General features: G+C 64.9%; 15 protein-coding genes. 9 read left to right on the plus strand and 6 right to left on the minus strand.

The genetic code is table 11. The annotated features are described in order from the left end of the window. Nucleotides 1-124 precede the first annotated feature (124 nt). The 7 genes from A5781_RS10390 to A5781_RS10415 all read left to right on the plus strand — a co-directional run bounded on the left by A5781_RS10390 (nucleotide 125) and on the right by A5781_RS10415 (nucleotide 8890). Nucleotides 125-2560: a glycogen/starch/alpha-glucan phosphorylase gene (locus tag A5781_RS10390; protein ID WP_067204634.1), complete on the plus strand. Its 2436-nt coding sequence runs from the start codon at nucleotides 125-127 to the stop codon at nucleotides 2558-2560. Between the two features lie 43 nt (nucleotides 2561-2603). Continuing rightward, the gene (locus A5781_RS10395; protein ID WP_067204584.1) at nucleotides 2604-3221 is read left to right on the plus strand and encodes a hypothetical protein; all 618 of its coding nucleotides are present in this window, start codon (nucleotides 2604-2606) and stop codon (nucleotides 3219-3221) included. A gap of 94 nt (nucleotides 3222-3315) precedes the next feature. Further along, nucleotides 3316-4791 carry a hypothetical protein gene (locus A5781_RS25850; RefSeq protein WP_067204586.1) on the plus strand — a complete coding sequence of 492 codons (1476 nt, stop codon included), beginning with the start codon at nucleotides 3316-3318 and terminating at the stop codon, nucleotides 4789-4791. A gap of 25 nt (nucleotides 4792-4816) precedes the next feature. Beyond that, entirely contained in the window at nucleotides 4817-4993 is a 177-nt protein-coding gene (locus tag A5781_RS25855; protein ID WP_197503776.1) for a hypothetical protein, read from the plus strand. 15 nt (nucleotides 4994-5008) lie between these two features. Further along, a complete protein-coding gene (locus tag A5781_RS10405) occupies nucleotides 5009-5446 on the plus strand; it encodes a hypothetical protein (protein ID WP_369817709.1) in 438 nt (145 codons plus the stop codon). A gap of 220 nt (nucleotides 5447-5666) precedes the next feature. Then, nucleotides 5667-6065: an MmpS family transport accessory protein gene (locus A5781_RS10410; RefSeq protein ID WP_067204589.1), complete on the plus strand. Its 399-nt coding sequence runs from the start codon at nucleotides 5667-5669 to the stop codon at nucleotides 6063-6065. Beyond that, entirely contained in the window at nucleotides 6062-8890 is a 2829-nt protein-coding gene (locus A5781_RS10415; RefSeq protein WP_067204593.1) for an RND family transporter, read from the plus strand. Before A5781_RS10410 ends, A5781_RS10415 begins: the two co-directional genes overlap by 4 nt. Here A5781_RS10415 and A5781_RS10420 read toward each other — a convergent pair. Further along, a complete protein-coding gene (locus A5781_RS10420) occupies nucleotides 8887-9627 on the minus strand; it encodes an SDR family NAD(P)-dependent oxidoreductase (protein ID WP_067204596.1) in 741 nt (246 codons plus the stop codon). The two genes, A5781_RS10415 and A5781_RS10420, sit on opposite strands and share 4 nt — an antisense overlap. A 347-nt stretch (nucleotides 9628-9974) precedes the next feature. Beyond that, entirely contained in the window at nucleotides 9975-10169 is a 195-nt protein-coding gene (locus A5781_RS10425; RefSeq protein ID WP_067204599.1) for a long chain fatty acid-CoA synthetase Faa4p, read from the minus strand. 225 nt (nucleotides 10170-10394) lie between these two features. Here A5781_RS10425 and A5781_RS10430 point away from each other — a divergent pair, with 225 nt between their 5' ends. Further along, a complete protein-coding gene (locus tag A5781_RS10430; protein WP_156624536.1) occupies nucleotides 10395-10724 on the plus strand; it encodes a hypothetical protein in 330 nt (109 codons plus the stop codon). Between the two features lie 2 nt (nucleotides 10725-10726). Here the strand turns inward: A5781_RS10430 and A5781_RS10435 are convergent, their stop codons facing one another. Further along, on the minus strand, nucleotides 10727-11212 hold the full coding sequence (locus A5781_RS10435) for a MarR family winged helix-turn-helix transcriptional regulator (RefSeq protein ID WP_067204606.1): 486 nt from the start codon (nucleotides 11210-11212) through the stop codon (nucleotides 10727-10729). A gap of 137 nt (nucleotides 11213-11349) precedes the next feature. Between A5781_RS10435 and A5781_RS10440 the strand changes: the two genes are divergently transcribed. Continuing rightward, nucleotides 11350-12294 carry an NADP-dependent oxidoreductase gene (locus tag A5781_RS10440; protein WP_067204609.1) on the plus strand — a complete coding sequence of 315 codons (945 nt, stop codon included), beginning with the start codon at nucleotides 11350-11352 and terminating at the stop codon, nucleotides 12292-12294. An 82-nt stretch (nucleotides 12295-12376) separates the two neighbouring features. Here the strand turns inward: A5781_RS10440 and A5781_RS10445 are convergent, their stop codons facing one another. From A5781_RS10445 to A5781_RS10455, 3 genes are all read right to left on the minus strand, one after another. After that, nucleotides 12377-13570, minus strand: coding sequence for an NAD(P)/FAD-dependent oxidoreductase (locus A5781_RS10445; protein WP_067204612.1), 1194 nt, complete (start codon nucleotides 13568-13570; stop codon nucleotides 12377-12379). A gap of 3 nt (nucleotides 13571-13573) precedes the next feature. Then, on the minus strand, nucleotides 13574-13762 hold the full coding sequence (locus A5781_RS10450; protein WP_067204616.1) for a ferredoxin: 189 nt from the start codon (nucleotides 13760-13762) through the stop codon (nucleotides 13574-13576). Beyond that, a partial coding sequence (locus A5781_RS10455) for a metal-dependent hydrolase (protein WP_067204619.1) occupies nucleotides 13759-14483 on the minus strand: 725 nt, incomplete at its 5' end. The genes A5781_RS10455 and A5781_RS10450, both read right to left, overlap by 4 nt.

Consider the following 14483-nt stretch of genomic DNA (forward strand, 5'->3'; position numbering starts at 1 on the left):
GTTGATTTGCGGCAACCTCGAGGGAGTAGGACCCACCATGACCGATGTCGAGCAGACACCTTCCGATGGGCTCTCCCCCGCCAGCCCCGCCCGGGCCGATCTGATTGAGCACTCCCGCACCGGGATGAGCGCGACCGCGCTGCAGCGGGCCATCAACGACCACCTGCGCTACTCGATCGGCCGCCCGGCCGCGGCCCGGCGACCCGAGCATTACTACCGGGCGCTCGCACTGGCCGTGCGCGACCGGATGCAGGACCGACGCGTGGTCTCGACGCAGACCTCACTCGATCTCGGCCGCAAGGTCACCTGCTACCTGTCGGCGGAATTCCTGATGGGCCCGCAGCTGGGCAATAACCTGCTGAATCTCGGCATGGAGCGGGCCGCCCGTGAAGCACTGTCGGCGATGGGCCAGAACCTGGATACGGTCCTGGCCTGCGAAGAGGAGCCGGGCCTGGGCAACGGCGGCCTCGGCCGGCTGGCCGCGTGCTACCTGGACTCGCTGGCCACCCTGGAGCGGCCGGCGATCGGCTACGGAATCCGTTACGAATTCGGCATTTTCGATCAGGAGATCCACGACGGCTGGCAGGTTGAGCAGACCGACAACTGGCTGGACCACGGAAACCCTTGGGAGATAGCAAAACCCGACGTCAACTACTTGGTCAAGTGGGGTGGCTACGCCGCTCACTACACGGACGACGCAGGCCACGACCGCGTCCAATGGGTGCCGGGGCGGGTGCTGAAGGGGGTGGCCTATGACACGCCCATCCAGGGTTACGGCGTCAACACCTGCAACGTGCTGACGTTGTGGAGCGCGCGGGCCGTCAAGTCGTTCGCTTTGGAGGCCTTCAACACCGGCGATTACTACGGGGCGGTCGAGGACGAGGTCATGTCGGAGACCGTCACCAAAGTGCTCTACCCGAACGACGAGCCCGAGGCGGGTAAACAGCTGCGCCTGTTGCAGCAGTACTTCTTCGTGTCCTGCTCGCTGCAGCATGTGCTGCACATCATGGACGATCTCGCCGACGTCTCCGTCAAGGAGCTCCCCCAGCGTTTTGCCCTGCAGCTCAACGACACCCACCCATCGATCGGCGTAGCCGAGCTCATGCGGTTGCTGGTCGACGAACGCCAGCTGGACTGGGATGAGGCGTGGGAAATCACGGTGGCGACGTTCGGTTACACCAACCACACCCTGCTGCCCGAGGCACTGGAGACCTGGCCGCTGGACCTGTTCGCCGAGTCGCTGCCGCGCCACCTCGAGATCATCTACGAGATCAACCGCCGATTCCTCGACGAGGTGCGTGCCCGGTTCCCGGGCGACGAGGCGCGGGTCAACCGGATGTCGCTCATCGGCGAGAACGGCGGCAAGAACGTCCGGATGGCGCATTTGGCCACCGTCGGCAGCCACGCCATCAACGGTGTAGCCGCGTTGCACTCCGAGTTGCTGAAAAGCAGTGTGCTCAAAGACTTCTACGAGCTGTGGCCGGAGCGGTTCAGCAACAAGACCAACGGCGTGACGCCGCGCCGCTTCCTGGCGCTGGCCAACCCCGGGCTGCGGGAATTGCTGGACCGCACCGTCGGGGACGGCTGGCTGACCGATCTCGGGCGCCTGCGCGGCCTCCAGCCATTCGTCGACGACGCCGCTTTCCGCCGCGAATGGCGCGACATCAAACGCAACAACAAAGCGCGCCTCGCCAAATACATCCGCTCGGTGGCCGGCGTCGAACTCAATCCGGACTGGATGTTCGACGTCCAGGTCAAGCGCATCCACGAGTACAAGCGTCAGCATCTCAACGTGCTGCACGTCGTGGCGCTGTATCACCGGCTCAAGCAGGACCCGGGGCTGTCGATTCCGCAGCGGGCCTTCATCTTCGGCGGCAAGGCCGCGCCCGGATACTTCATGGCCAAGCGGATCATCAAGTTGATCAACGCCGTTGGGGAAACCGTCAACGCCGACCCGGACGTCAACCGGTTCCTGAAGGTGGCGTTCGTGCCGAACTTCAACGTGCAGAACGCCCACATGATCTACCCGGCCGCCGACCTGTCCGAGCAGATCTCCACCGCCGGCAAGGAAGCGTCCGGCACCGGGAACATGAAGTTCATGATCAACGGCGCCCTGACCGTCGGCACGCTCGACGGCGCGAACGTGGAGATGCGCGACGAGGTGGGCCCGGAGAACTTCTTCCTGTTCGGGCTGACCGAGCAGGAGGTCGAGGCGGTCAAGGCGGGCGGGTACCGCCCGGCCGACTACATAGAAGGCAACGACGAGCTGCGCGCCGTGCTCGACCTGATTGCCGGCGGCACGTTCTCGCGCGGCGACACCGAGGTGTTCCGGCCCCTGGTGGACAACCTGCGCCGTGACGACCCCTTCCTGGTGTGCGCCGACTACGCGGCCTACGTGAACTGCCAGGAACAGGTGAGCGCCGCGTGGCAGGACAGGGAGTCGTGGACGAAGATGTCCATCCTGAATACCGCCCGTAGCGGCAAGTTCTCATCGGATCGCGCGATCACCGAGTACTGCGACGACATCTGGAACGTGTGGCCGCTGACCGTCAAGATGTGAGAAAGCGGCTGATAATCGCTGCGCCCGCGCCTAGGATCTCGCCATGCCGATTCTGGGCAATGCAACTGTCGTCCTCGCGCGCCTGAAGAGGTCGACCTCCAACGCGTTGCGCGTCGAGCTCGCGACCCCCGATGGCACGGAACTGGCGTGTGCCCAGCAAAAAGGCGGTGCCGCAGTGCTATTCGGCTTTAAAAACGGGGGTAAAAGCGAGTACACGCTGTCCGCGGCCAGCGGTGACGAACTCAGGATCGCGGTGGCCGGAACGACCACGATCACCAACGGCGGCACCCCGGTGGGAAAAATCGTCCCCGCCGACGGCGCCGCCCGCCTGGAAGACGGTGGCGGCACTGTGCTGGCGCTGGTGCGGCCGCACACCGGACACAAGGCGGACAGCGCCTGGCATCATCGCTTGTTGTCGCCGTCCGGCGAGGCGCTCGGCGTCCTCACCCTGATGACCGTTCACACCGGTTGGAGCGACATCGAATCCGAAGCCATTCAGTTGCTGACCAACCACAACGTCGCGACCCTGAAGGCACCATCAGCGGGCGCGATGCTCACCCTCGCCGCGCCGGTCGACCCACACCTGGGCGACATCCTGGCCGCGGCGTGCGTTGACTTCTCGGTGCTCCCCCGCGGGTACATCGACCAAAGCCAGACCTAGTGATAGCCGGGGTTGGCTTCCTTGCGGGGGTCGACAGTGGACGTTTTCAAGGTCCACCGCAAGGATCGACACCGTGACCCCTGGCAGGAGGAAAGTGACCCGACGATTCCGTGGGCTCGTGCTGGCCCCGCTAACCGCGATGCTGGCGGTGCTGCTCGCGCCGTCCGCCTCGGCGGACACCTACACAGATCAGCTGGTGGGCAAGTACAACGCCCAGACCCACGTGGTGGCCGACCCGGGGGCGAATCCGGCGTTGCGGGACCCGGACAGGCTGAACGACCAGATCCTCACCAGCCGCTGGACGTGGAGTTCCACGCCACCGATCTGGGTGGCGGCGGTGGCGCCCAGTCAGACCGGGGTGACCACCCCGGATGCCATCCACAACGTCATCCTCGGACGTAATCCCGCATTCAGCGGGATCATTCTGGTCATCGACTCCAGGGGCTATCACGTGCGCGCCTACAACGTGCCCAAGGCGATCGCAGACAGCGTCGATCCGTTCATGAGCCAGTCGGCCAGGAGCCACCGGAACGACCCGCAGGGCGCGACGAGTGAATTCGTCAGCAAATTGACCAGGTTGGACGTGTCCTCCGGGGGGCCGGCGTCCACCACCTCGCCCGTCGTGCACAAGAACCCGGACCGCTGGGCATGGCTGTGGACCATGCTGGTTTTCATTGCCGTCGCATTGAGCGTGGTCGCCTTGGTCTCGTTCGCTGTCGGCCGAAGTCGCAAGCGCCGCAAGGCTGCACAGGAGCGCGAGCAGATCAAACAAGAGTTGATCGCCGCCGAATCCGGTGTCGGGGACATCGACAACGCGGTGCTCACCAACAGCGATACGGACGTCAGCGCAGAGTCGACCAAGGCTAACGCCAGCCTCTACGACGCCCGAAAGGCTTACGAGACAGGCGACTACGGCGCGGCGAGGGCGCACCTGCGAGTAGTGGAGTCCACGGTGGCCAGGGCCTACCAGAAGCTCGGACGCCCCGCGCCCAATGTTGGCGCTGTCGACTCGGTGCCCGAGGACGAGCGCAAGCAGGCCTCGGTGCGGGCGAAGAATCCCGACACCGGTGAGTACGTGACGATCAACAACAACAACTACAGCACCGCCCCGCAGCCCGGCTATCCGCACTACTACGGGGGTGGCTACTACAACGGAATGTTCTTCTACCCCGGCTATTACCCGTACGCGTTCTGGGGCGCGGGTTGGGGTTGGGCGCTCACCGACGTCCTGCTGATGGATGCGCTGCTGGACGACCATTGGGGCGGCAGCTACGACCGCGGCTTCGAGGCCGGCCGCGACTCGGCGTATGCGGATGCCAACTCTGACGGCGGCCAAAGCGCCGGCTACGACAGCCAGCAAGGCGACGTCGGGTTCGGCGGGGGCTATGATTCCGGCGGCGACACCGGCTTCGCGGGCAACGAGGGCTCGTACTCCGGCGGTGGCGACGTGGACTTCGGCGGCGGCTGGGACTCCGGCGGCGGCTGGGACTCCGGCGGCGGATCCGACTTCGGCGGCTCCGATTTCGGCGGCGGTGGGTCGGACTCCAGCGGTGGCGACTTCGGGTTCTGATGCCCCAGAAGTAAGGTTTTCATCGATGAGTACCGACAAGATCAACCGCGGCATCCTGCTCGCCATGGCGGCGATCGGGGCAATCGCTTACGCGTTGCTCTACCCGCACGCCTCAATCGTCTTCAAGGTTCTGGTGCCGCTCGGCCTGGCCGTCCTGTTGGGGCTGATCGTCCGTGACGTCGTCAACGCCCGGAAGCGGTGACTCAGAAGGAGTTTGATGGTGACTGAGGGTTTGTTCGGTCTGCTGACCGTCGTCGCTTTGGGGCTGGCGTTGACGCTGGCCGCCATCGCCACCGTGTTCGTACGGCGGATGGAGAGGCGACCAACCACCCCGATGAGCGAGGAAATCGGGAGCGCCAAAGAGGTGGTGCGCAAACTGCGCAAACGCGAAACGATGTCAACGGAAGAATTGGATTACGCGAAGCAAATCGTCGCCGATCGCAGTTCCTTCATGGCGCTTTGCATCCCCGGCGCGTTGTTCATGCTGGGCTGCTTTTACGTATTCGGCAGCCTTTACCACCTGCACGGAGCAACACCGTCCGAGCGGACATTTCTCGGGGTGATCCCCATGCTGACCTCCACGAACCTGGCCCTTCGCCTGCTCGGTAGCGCACGGTTGAAGAGGCGGCTGCGCAGCGCGCCCACCGCATCGTAAGGGGGTCCGCATGACGAGGTCCGGCACACCGAGATCGCGCCTGCGGCCCGCTTGCAGTAGTCTCTTTACCGTGACATATCAACCAGATTGATATGTCACCTGGTCTTGCCGCATTCGCACGGCGGTCGGGGATGGAACAAACACAAGGTCAGGAGGGGTTCGGGGAGATGAACGAGTGAGTCCTCGTTCAGTCAGCAGGACTGTCTTGGAGCGAGCCTGGATGCCGTTGGTCACCGTGGTCGCGGTCGGTGTCGGTCTGCTCTGCATGTACAAGGTGCACCAGTTCTCGGAACCCGAGCCGGTCATCACCGTCAATGGCCCGCAGGCTCCCGAGCAGTTCAACCTCAAACGGATCACCTATGAGGTGTTCGGCTCCGCCGCGCAGGGCGGGAAACTCGTCTACATCGACATCGACGGCCATCCGCATCAGGTCGAAATCACAACTCTGCCGTGGTCCCACACGGAGACGACCACGCTCTCGGTAGCGTCCGGCAGCATCTCGGTGCATGTCCACGGCGGTCAGGTGGGTTGCCGAATGCTCGTGGACGGCGTGGTCCGTGACGAACAGTCGGACGACCATCAGGACGCCGACGTTGAGTGCAGGGTCAAGTCGGCATGAGCGAGCACCGTTTCGACGAGCCCCGGGTCAAGCGCCCGTTCATCCCCAGGATGGTCCGGGCTTTCGCGATACCGATCATCTTGTTTTGGGGCCTGCTCGCGGTCAGTACGAACACCTTTATGCCCCAAGTGGAACGGGTCGCTGAGGAACTCGCCGGACCGATGGTCCCGCACTACGCGCCCTCACAACGGGCGCTGCTGCACATCGGCGAAAAGTTCCACGAATCCAACTCGACCAACTTGACCATGGTGGTGTTCGAGGCGAACCGACCGCTGGGAGACCAGGATCACCGGTACTACGACGATCTGATGCGCCGCCTCCAGCACGACACCCGGCACGTGCAATACGTGATGGACCTGTGGGGCAAGCCGTTCACCGCGGCGGGGGCACAGAGCGTGGACGGCAAGTGCACTTACGTGCTGTTGCGTCTCGCCGGCGATATCGGCCAGATTCAAGCCAACCAATCCGTGGACGCCGTCCGCGACATCATCAAGAAGGACCCGCCGCCGCCCGGCCTCAAAGTCTACGTCAGCGGCGCGGCTCCCCTGGCCTCGGACACGCTGGCCATCGCCAATGCCAGCCTCAACAACGTCACGATCGTCACCATCTGCCTCATCGTGGTGATGTTGCTGCTGGTGTATCGCGCGCCTTCAACCTTGTTGGTGCCTTTGCTCGGCGTGCTCATCGAAATGCTCGTCGCTAAGGGCATCGTGTCCACGCTCGGCCACCTCGGGTACATCGAACTCTCGTCGTTCGCGGTGAACATCGTCATCGCGCTAACACTGGGAGCGGGAACCGATTACGGCATCTTCTTGATGGGCCGGTATCACGAGGCGCGACAGGCGGGCGAAACCCGGGAGGACAGTTTCTACATCGCGTACAAGGGTGTCGCGCCCATCATCATCGGCTCCGGCCTGACGATCGCCGGCGCATGTTATTGCTTGACGTTCGCGCGCCTTAACTACTTCCACACCATGGGGCCGGCCGTCGCGATCACCATGCTGTTCACCATCGCGGCGGCGATGACGCTCGGCCCGGCGGCGCTGACCGTCGGCAGCCTGTTCGGGATGTTCGACCCGAGGACCAACGCCCAAGGGCGTCTCTATCGGCGCATCGGAGCGAGCGTGGTGCGCTGGCCGGTGCCGGTTCTGGCGGCCAGTTCTGCCGTCGTCATGCTCGGGGCGATCTTCGTGCCGACGTACCGGCAGAACTACGACGATCGGCAATACCAGCCGGCCAGTGCGCCCGCCAATCTTGGCTTCCAAGCGGCGGATCGGCACTTCCCCAAGAGCAAGCTGTTCTCCGAGATGCTGATGGTGGAAACCGATCACGACATGCGCAACTCGGCCGACTTCATCTCGCTGGACCGCGTCGCGCGGGCGCTGATTCGCCTGCACGGTGTGGCGATGGTGCAAGGCATGACGCGGCCCTTGGGCCGGGCGCTCGAGCACGCCAGCATTCCGTACCTGTTCACCACGCAAGGCAGCGGCAACGGCCAACAACTCCCGTTCAACCGGGAGCAGAACGCCAACACCGACGCGCAGGCCGATATCCAGTCGCACTCGGTCGCGGTGTTGCGCAAAGAGATCGGCTTTTTCCAGAAGGTGTCCGACGAACTGCACCAGACGGTTCTCACTGTGACAGACCTGCAGAGGGTCAGCGACGACATCAGGGACGAGGTCTCGAACGTCGACGATTTCTTCCGTCCGATCAAGAGCTACTTCTATTGGGAGAGGCACTGTTTCGACATCCCCATCTGCTGGACGTTTCGTTCGCTGTTCGAGACGATCGATCAAATCGACAAGCTGGCCGACGACATCGCGGACGCGAGGGTGTCCCTCGAGGAGGTGGACAAGGCCTTCCCGCAGATCATCGCCCAACTGAAAGCCACCGCCGACGACACCGAGGCACTGCAGTCGAAGTTGGTCAACAGTTACGGATCCGCCGATCTGCAAACCGTCCAAACGGAGCAGACTTTCGATGATCTGATCAACGTCGGGAACGACTTCGACAAGTCCCGCAGCGACGACTTCTTCTACATCCCGCACGAGGGCTTCGACAACGACGACGTCAAGACGGGGATGAAGTTGATGATGTCGCCGGACGGCAAGGCGGCCCGGTTCATCGTCACCCACGAGGGCGACGCGATGGGCCCCGAAGGCGTGGAACACGTCGAACAGTTCCCCGACGCGATAAAGACGATCCTGAAAGAGACCTCGTTGGCCGGCGCACGGATTTACATCGGCGGTTCGGGGTCCAACGACAAGGACATCAAGGAATACGCGATGTCCGATCTCATGATCGCGGCCATCGCCGCCTTCGTGCTGATCTTCTTGATCATGATGTTCATCACGCGAAGTCTGGTGGCGGCCTTGGTGATTCCCGGCACGGTGGCCTTCTCCTACGCCGGCGCGTTCGGCCTGTCCATACTTGTCTGGCAGCACCTGATCGGCCTGCACCTGCACTGGCTCGTCCTACCGCTGACGTTCATCATCCTGGTGGCGGTCGGGTCGGACTACAACCTGCTGCTGATCAACAGGGTCAAAGAGGAGCTGCACGGCGGAATCCACACCGGTCTGATCCGCGCGCTCGGCAGCACGGGCGGGGTGGTGACATCCGCGGGCCTGGTCTTCGCCTTCACCATGCTGGCGATGCTCACCAGCGATCTCCGGACGATCGGCCAGGTGGGTTCGACCGTGTGCATCGGCCTGCTGCTCGACACGCTGATTGTGCGTTCGTTCGTCGTGCCGTGCATCCTGCGAATCCTTGGGCCGTGGTTCTGGTGGCCGACCCTGGTCCGCAGCCGTCCGGCGGTCGCGCGCTAGCCGGCGCCCTTGCCGTTGTCGACGCGATAGACGGCGCCGTGCACGGCGGTGGCGGCATCGCTGGCCAGGAAGGCGATCACGTTCGCTACATCGAGGGGCTGCATCATGCCGCGTGGCGAGGCGGTGCGCATGATCAGCTCGTAGTTGGGGTTGTCCGGTGCACTGAAATGTTCGATCTGCGGCGTGAGCATCCCACCCGGGCATATTGCGTTGACGCGCAAGCGATCCGCGGTGTATTCCACCGCCAGAGCGCGGGTAAGTCCGATCAGGCCGTGCTTGGCGGCGCAGTAGCCTGCCGAGTACGCCTGGCCCTCGACACCGGCGATGGAGCCGACGTTGACGATGTTCCCGCCCCGCTCCAGCAGGTGCGGCAACGCGGCCCGGCACAGGTAGAACGGCCCGTTCAGATTCACCGCAAGGTCGCGCGCCCAGTCCTCATCGGTCATCGACTCCGTCCGACGCATCTGGTGGTGGCCGGCGACGTTGACCAGGACGTCGAGTCCGCCCAGCTCGCGCACGCACTGCTCGACCGCGTCGCGGCAGGCCTGCGCAGAGGAAACGTCGACCGATGCGTAGGAACCATGTTGGACGTCGGCGAATACCTCGGCCAAGCGTGCGGTATCCCGGCCGATGCCGAAAACCGTTGCGCCCTCGCGGGAGAACAGCCGAGCCGTCTCGGCGCCGAGGCCCGACGACGCTCCGGTCACCAGGGCGACCTTGCCCTCTAGCGTTGACATATCAGTCTGTGTCGCTCAATACCGCATCCGCCCAACGCCACCCCGCAGCAGCGCGAGGGGAGCAACGAATCTTGGCCCCCACAAGGTCATCGCACGGCGTGCGGTTAACAACACGAGCAGACTGAGCGCGAGCCGCCCCAGGGCCACCCGGCTCGTTCGCCTTCTCCAGCTTGGCGGTCTCGCCCCCGCGCGTCGGCCGAAGTAATAGCCGACACACATTGCCATCGTCAACGCGGCGACTGCCGCGAGCACCGTCATGATGATGAGCGTTGTGCGTCACCGTCGCGGCGCGATCACGCGCGGGATACACCTTGGCCAAAAAAACTGACCCAGGGACGGGTCCGCCGCTAATCGGTCTCGCTGATGACATAAACGGCGACATAGCCGATGGGGATGCCGGTCCAGGTCGCAATGCATTCGCGCGCCGCCAGTTCCACCGCACCCCGGCGGCTGGTCCGCGTGATCCTGCTGATCTCGGGAATCCGGATCATCCACCCGTCAGCGTCACGGGTGATTTCGATATCGAAGCACTGGCCGACCATGGGGCACTTCACACGGGGAACGGCCCGATGTGCACGGGCGCTGCGCAGTGATTGTCGGCGCAGCAGGGTGGGCTGAATGGGCATGGCTGCTTTCGGAGAGTCGCAATCAGAACCGCGGGCAAGAGTAATGCGCATTCAGACGAAAACCTAATCGGCCAGTCAGACTGGCACGCACCTGATGCGCACTCTCCACCAAGTCGTCGCCGGGACTTAATGTTTGTGTTCATGCGGCTGGTCCAGGCGCCTGAACTCGCGGCGAGTGTCGTGTCCGCGTTCATCATCGGCAGTCTTGCCGCCCCGTCGGCGCACGCGGATGGCGGCTATGGGCCCGGCTCCTACACGGTGCCCGGCCAACTCCCCTATGGCACCTACGTCGCCCACGCCGTACCCGGCGACTACCGAGCGGCCTGTGTCTTCACCACATGGACCAGCGATGGAAGACTTATCAACTCCGACAGCGGGATTCAAACTACCCCGGTCACAGCGAATCTCTCGGCGCCCTCGGTGGCGAAGTTCATTACCCACGGCTGCACACCGTGGACGAAGGTCGGATGAGATCAGCGCTGGCGTTTACGCGAGGCGGCCGAACGCGCGGGTCGGGCACGCATGTGATCCCGGGCGCGACCCATGATGTCGCCGAGCGCGCGCACGTCCTCGCCGGAAAGCGCATCGAATAGCAGGTCGCGAACGACGTCGATGTGGCCCGGCAGGACTTTGGCGAGCCGCGCGTGGCCGGCCTCCGTGATGCGGACGACCGTGGCGCGCTGGTCAGCGTCGCTGGCTTCGCGTCCGATGAGGCCCGCCTTCTCCAGCAGGCCCGCCTGATGAGTCAGACCGCTGCGGCTGTAGACCACGCCGTCGGCCAGCTCGGTCATGGTCAACCGACGCTTGGCATCGGCGAGTTTCGCCAAGATCTCGAACTGCACATAGCTGAGATCGCCCTCGGCCCGTAGCTGTCGTTGCACGGCGTACTGCAGCAGGCTGACGGCCTCCATTAGCGCGAAGTACGCGCGCATCTGCTGAGGCTTGAGCGACTCCGTCATGCCGCGATCATAATGCTTCGAACTTGAAGCAATGTGGCGATCGTCACCCGGGATGCCGAAATCACTTCGACTTCGAAGCAAGTTATGCACGGTGTAACTGCTTCGAAGTCGAAGCACCTAGGGAAACGGAGGAGATCATGAAGGCTGTGCAGTATCACCGTTACGGCGGCAGCGACGTTCTGCAGTACGAGGAGGTTCAGCGGCCGGTGCCCGGCCGGGGCCAGGTCCTGGTGAAGGTGGCCGCCACCTCGTTCAACCCGGTTGATGCAGGCATCCGCGGCGGCTACCTGTCCGAGGTATATGCCATCTCCCTTCCCCACACCCCCGGCGTCGACATTGCGGGAACCGTCGCCGGAATCGGCGAGGGGGTGACCGGTCGGAAGGTTGGCGACGCCGTCGTCGGGATGCTTCCGCTGGATGCCCCCGGTGCCGCCGCCGAGTACGCGCTCGCACCGGCCGAGGTGCTGACCGCCGCTCCGACGACGGTGCCGCTGGCCGATGCCTCGGCGTTGCCGACCGTCGGTTTGACGGCTTGGCAGGTGCTGCTCGAGGTCGCCGAGTTGAGGGCGGGTCAGTCCCTTCTGATCAACGGGGCGGGTGGAGCGGTCGGCGGCTACGCGGTTCAACTGGCCAAGCAGGCGGGAGCCGTCGTCACCGCGACCGCCTCGGCCCGCAGCGAGAACCGCCTGCGGCGCCACGGGGCCGACCGGATCATCGAGTACATCGAGTACACGGCCGCCCCGCTCGACGTCGCCGGGGCGCCCTTCGACGTGGTGCTCAATCTGGTCAGTACCTCACCGGAGCAGACCGCGGCTCTGGTCGGTCTGGTCGCCGATGGTGGGTTTTATCTCGGCACCATGACGTCGGGAGAGGAGGACCCGGCACGGCGGGTGCGGGCGCAGCGCGTTTTCGTCCGCAGCGACGCCGCGCAGCTGGCCGAACTCGTCAGCCGGGTGGACGCCGGGCATTTGGTGATCGACGTCGCCGACCGCCGTCCGCTGACCGAAGTCGCCGCCGTGCACGATGACTCCGACGCCAATCGCCTGCCGGGAAAGACCATTCTGATTCCTGCGGGCGAGTAACGCTCGGCCACAACCGGATACGCGACACGAGCTGTCCCGTCGGCACCCGCCGGCGGGGCAGCTTAGGCAGTAGCGCCATTCCCTAATCCGGTCGGCTGGGTGGAAATTCGGCTCGCTTCTCGATGGCCTCGCGGTAGGCATACATCCGGCCCGGGATCGTCCCCAGCACCGCGATGGTACGACCGCCCCGGCCGTACGCGGCAACGAACTCCCAGCCGTCCGGATCGCCTTCGACGATCTCGATAGCGTCGTAATCGGTTGGCACACCCAGCATTTGCAGCTTGACGTCGTACTGATCGGACCAGAAGTATGGCACCTCGTCATAGGTCTCCGCGCCCGCCGGCCCCGCCAGCAGAGTCCGGGCCGCAGCCGCACCTTGACGGCCCGCGTCGTCCCAGTGCTCGGTCCGCAGGTGCCGTTCGTACAGCGGGTGCCACCACCGCGCGACATCGCCGGCGGCAACAACGGCGTCCCCGCCCTCGGCCGCACCCGTGGCGTCGCAGATCACGCCGTCGTCGACGCGCAATCCGGAGCCGTCCAGCCAGTCGGTGGCGGGAGTCACCCCGAGGCCGACGACGACGAGATCGGCCGGAATTCGCGAGCCATCGGTGAGCCGAACACCCCGAACCCGGCCGTCACCCTCGAATTCTTCGACACCGACTCCGACCCGCAGCTCCACTCCGTGTTGACGATGCAGCTCAGCCCAGCGCGGTGCCAGCTCCTTTCCCAGCGCGGACAGCAGCGGGCCGCTGGCCTTTTCGATCAGCACCACGTCCAGGCCTATCGACCGGCAGCTCGCAGCGACCTCGGCGCCGATGAACCCGCCGCCGACGACCACGACCCGCGGGCGCGAACCGAGCCGGTCCCGGATGGCCAGGCAGTCGTCGACCGTGCGCAGCATCAGCACCCCTTCGGAAACCGGGCCGCCCGGCCATTCCCGGGGCACCGCCCCGCTGGCGACCACCAGTCCGTCGAACGGCAGCGAAAGGTCCTGCCCGTCGTCACGCACGTGGACGGTGCGCGAGGACATGTCCAACCTGACGGCAGACGCGCCCCGCAACACACGCGCATCCATCTCGGATTGCGGTGCGAGGTCGACACCGGCCCGGTGGACCTTGCCGGTGAGGAACTTCTTCGACAGTGGCGGCCGATGGTAAGGGGCCTGCCGCTCGGCGCCCACGATGGTCAGGGCGCCGTCATAGCCCTCCTGACGCAACGTCTCCGCCGCTCGCGTGCCCGCCACGCCGGCACCGACAACCACGACGTTCTCCGGCATCGCTCAGTCCTTCACCGTGATTGCCTGTGTGGGACAAGACACCTCGGCGCCGATCAACTGCTGGCGCAGCTCCTCCGGCGCCTCCTCCTGCAGCACGTGGAGACCGTCCTCGCGCACGTCGAACACGTCGTGGCAGATGCTCATGCACACGCCGTTGCCATCGCAGGTGTCTAGATCTACCGAAACCTTCATCGCACCTTCGCCTTTCGTGCCCCGTTGCCGGAAGTCTCGATCCCTTGAGCTTGATCCGGTGACTTCCCTTTGGATCGCGCCCGCTCCTGGGCGGCCTTCGCCACCGGCGAATACGCCAGGTAGTCGATCGCCATCTGGGTGTCCGCCTCGTCGTTGGGATGATGGCTGGGCCTCATGTACCGGACGGGTGTCGTCACCATCAGCTTCCATGGGCCCGGCAACCGGTACTCGCGGGCGGCCCACAGCCAGTCCCGCCAGCGCCACTTGCGGTCGTTGGTTGGGTCTTGGGCCATCAGGTAGCGAGCCCCCGCGACCCACCAACCGATGAACAGCGGCGAGACGAACAACATCGAGAACGCCCTGATCAAGTAATTACCGGAGACGTGCTGGTAGACGTCGTACACCAGCGAGCGGTGCTCGACCTCCTCGGCGCCATGCCAACGCAGCAGGTCAAGCATCATGGGGTCGGCCTTCGCGTAGTCCAGACCTCGATTCGTCAGCACCCACTGGCCCAACATCGCGGTGTAATGTTCCAGCGCGGCCACATCGGCCAGCCGCCGATACAGCCACCACCGCTTCATGGCCGGCGGAAACCACTTGGGCGAGTCGCCCAGCGTCATCGACAACAGCCTCCCGAGCCGATCGGTGTACGGCTTGGTGTCGATGCCCTGCTCGGCGAGGTGGTCGAGCACCGCTCGCTGGCTGTCTCTTATACACATCT

It is taken from the genome of Mycobacterium sp. 852002-30065_SCH5024008 (genome assembly GCF_001665645.1).
GTDB lineage: Bacteria > Actinomycetota > Actinomycetes > Mycobacteriales > Mycobacteriaceae > Mycobacterium > Mycobacterium paraffinicum.

Excerpts from the sequence above, each read along its gene's own strand:
- A5781_RS10390 (WP_067204634.1), top strand. The coding sequence starts at position 125 with ATGAGCGCGACCGCGCTGCAGCGGGCCATCAACGACCACCTGCGCTAC.
- A5781_RS10395 (WP_067204584.1), top strand. The coding sequence starts at position 2,604 with ATGCCGATTCTGGGCAATGCAACTGTCGTCCTCGCGCGCCTGAAGAGG.
- A5781_RS25855 (WP_197503776.1), top strand. The coding sequence starts at position 4,817 with ATGAGTACCGACAAGATCAACCGCGGCATCCTGCTCGCCATGGCGGCG.
- A5781_RS10405 (WP_369817709.1), top strand. The coding sequence starts at position 5,009 with ATGGTGACTGAGGGTTTGTTCGGTCTGCTGACCGTCGTCGCTTTGGGG.
- A5781_RS10410 (WP_067204589.1), top strand. The coding sequence starts at position 5,667 with ATGCCGTTGGTCACCGTGGTCGCGGTCGGTGTCGGTCTGCTCTGCATG.
- A5781_RS10415 (WP_067204593.1), top strand. The coding sequence starts at position 6,062 with ATGAGCGAGCACCGTTTCGACGAGCCCCGGGTCAAGCGCCCGTTCATC.
- A5781_RS10420 (WP_067204596.1), bottom strand. The coding sequence starts at position 9,627 with ATGTCAACGCTAGAGGGCAAGGTCGCCCTGGTGACCGGAGCGTCGTCG.
- A5781_RS10425 (WP_067204599.1), bottom strand. The coding sequence starts at position 10,169 with ATGGTCGGCCAGTGCTTCGATATCGAAATCACCCGTGACGCTGACGGG.
- A5781_RS10430 (WP_156624536.1), top strand. The coding sequence starts at position 10,395 with ATGCGGCTGGTCCAGGCGCCTGAACTCGCGGCGAGTGTCGTGTCCGCG.
- A5781_RS10435 (WP_067204606.1), bottom strand. The coding sequence starts at position 11,212 with ATGACGGAGTCGCTCAAGCCTCAGCAGATGCGCGCGTACTTCGCGCTA.
- A5781_RS10440 (WP_067204609.1), top strand. The coding sequence starts at position 11,350 with ATGAAGGCTGTGCAGTATCACCGTTACGGCGGCAGCGACGTTCTGCAG.
- A5781_RS10445 (WP_067204612.1), bottom strand. The coding sequence starts at position 13,570 with ATGCCGGAGAACGTCGTGGTTGTCGGTGCCGGCGTGGCGGGCACGCGA.
- A5781_RS10450 (WP_067204616.1), bottom strand. The coding sequence starts at position 13,762 with ATGAAGGTTTCGGTAGATCTAGACACCTGCGATGGCAACGGCGTGTGC.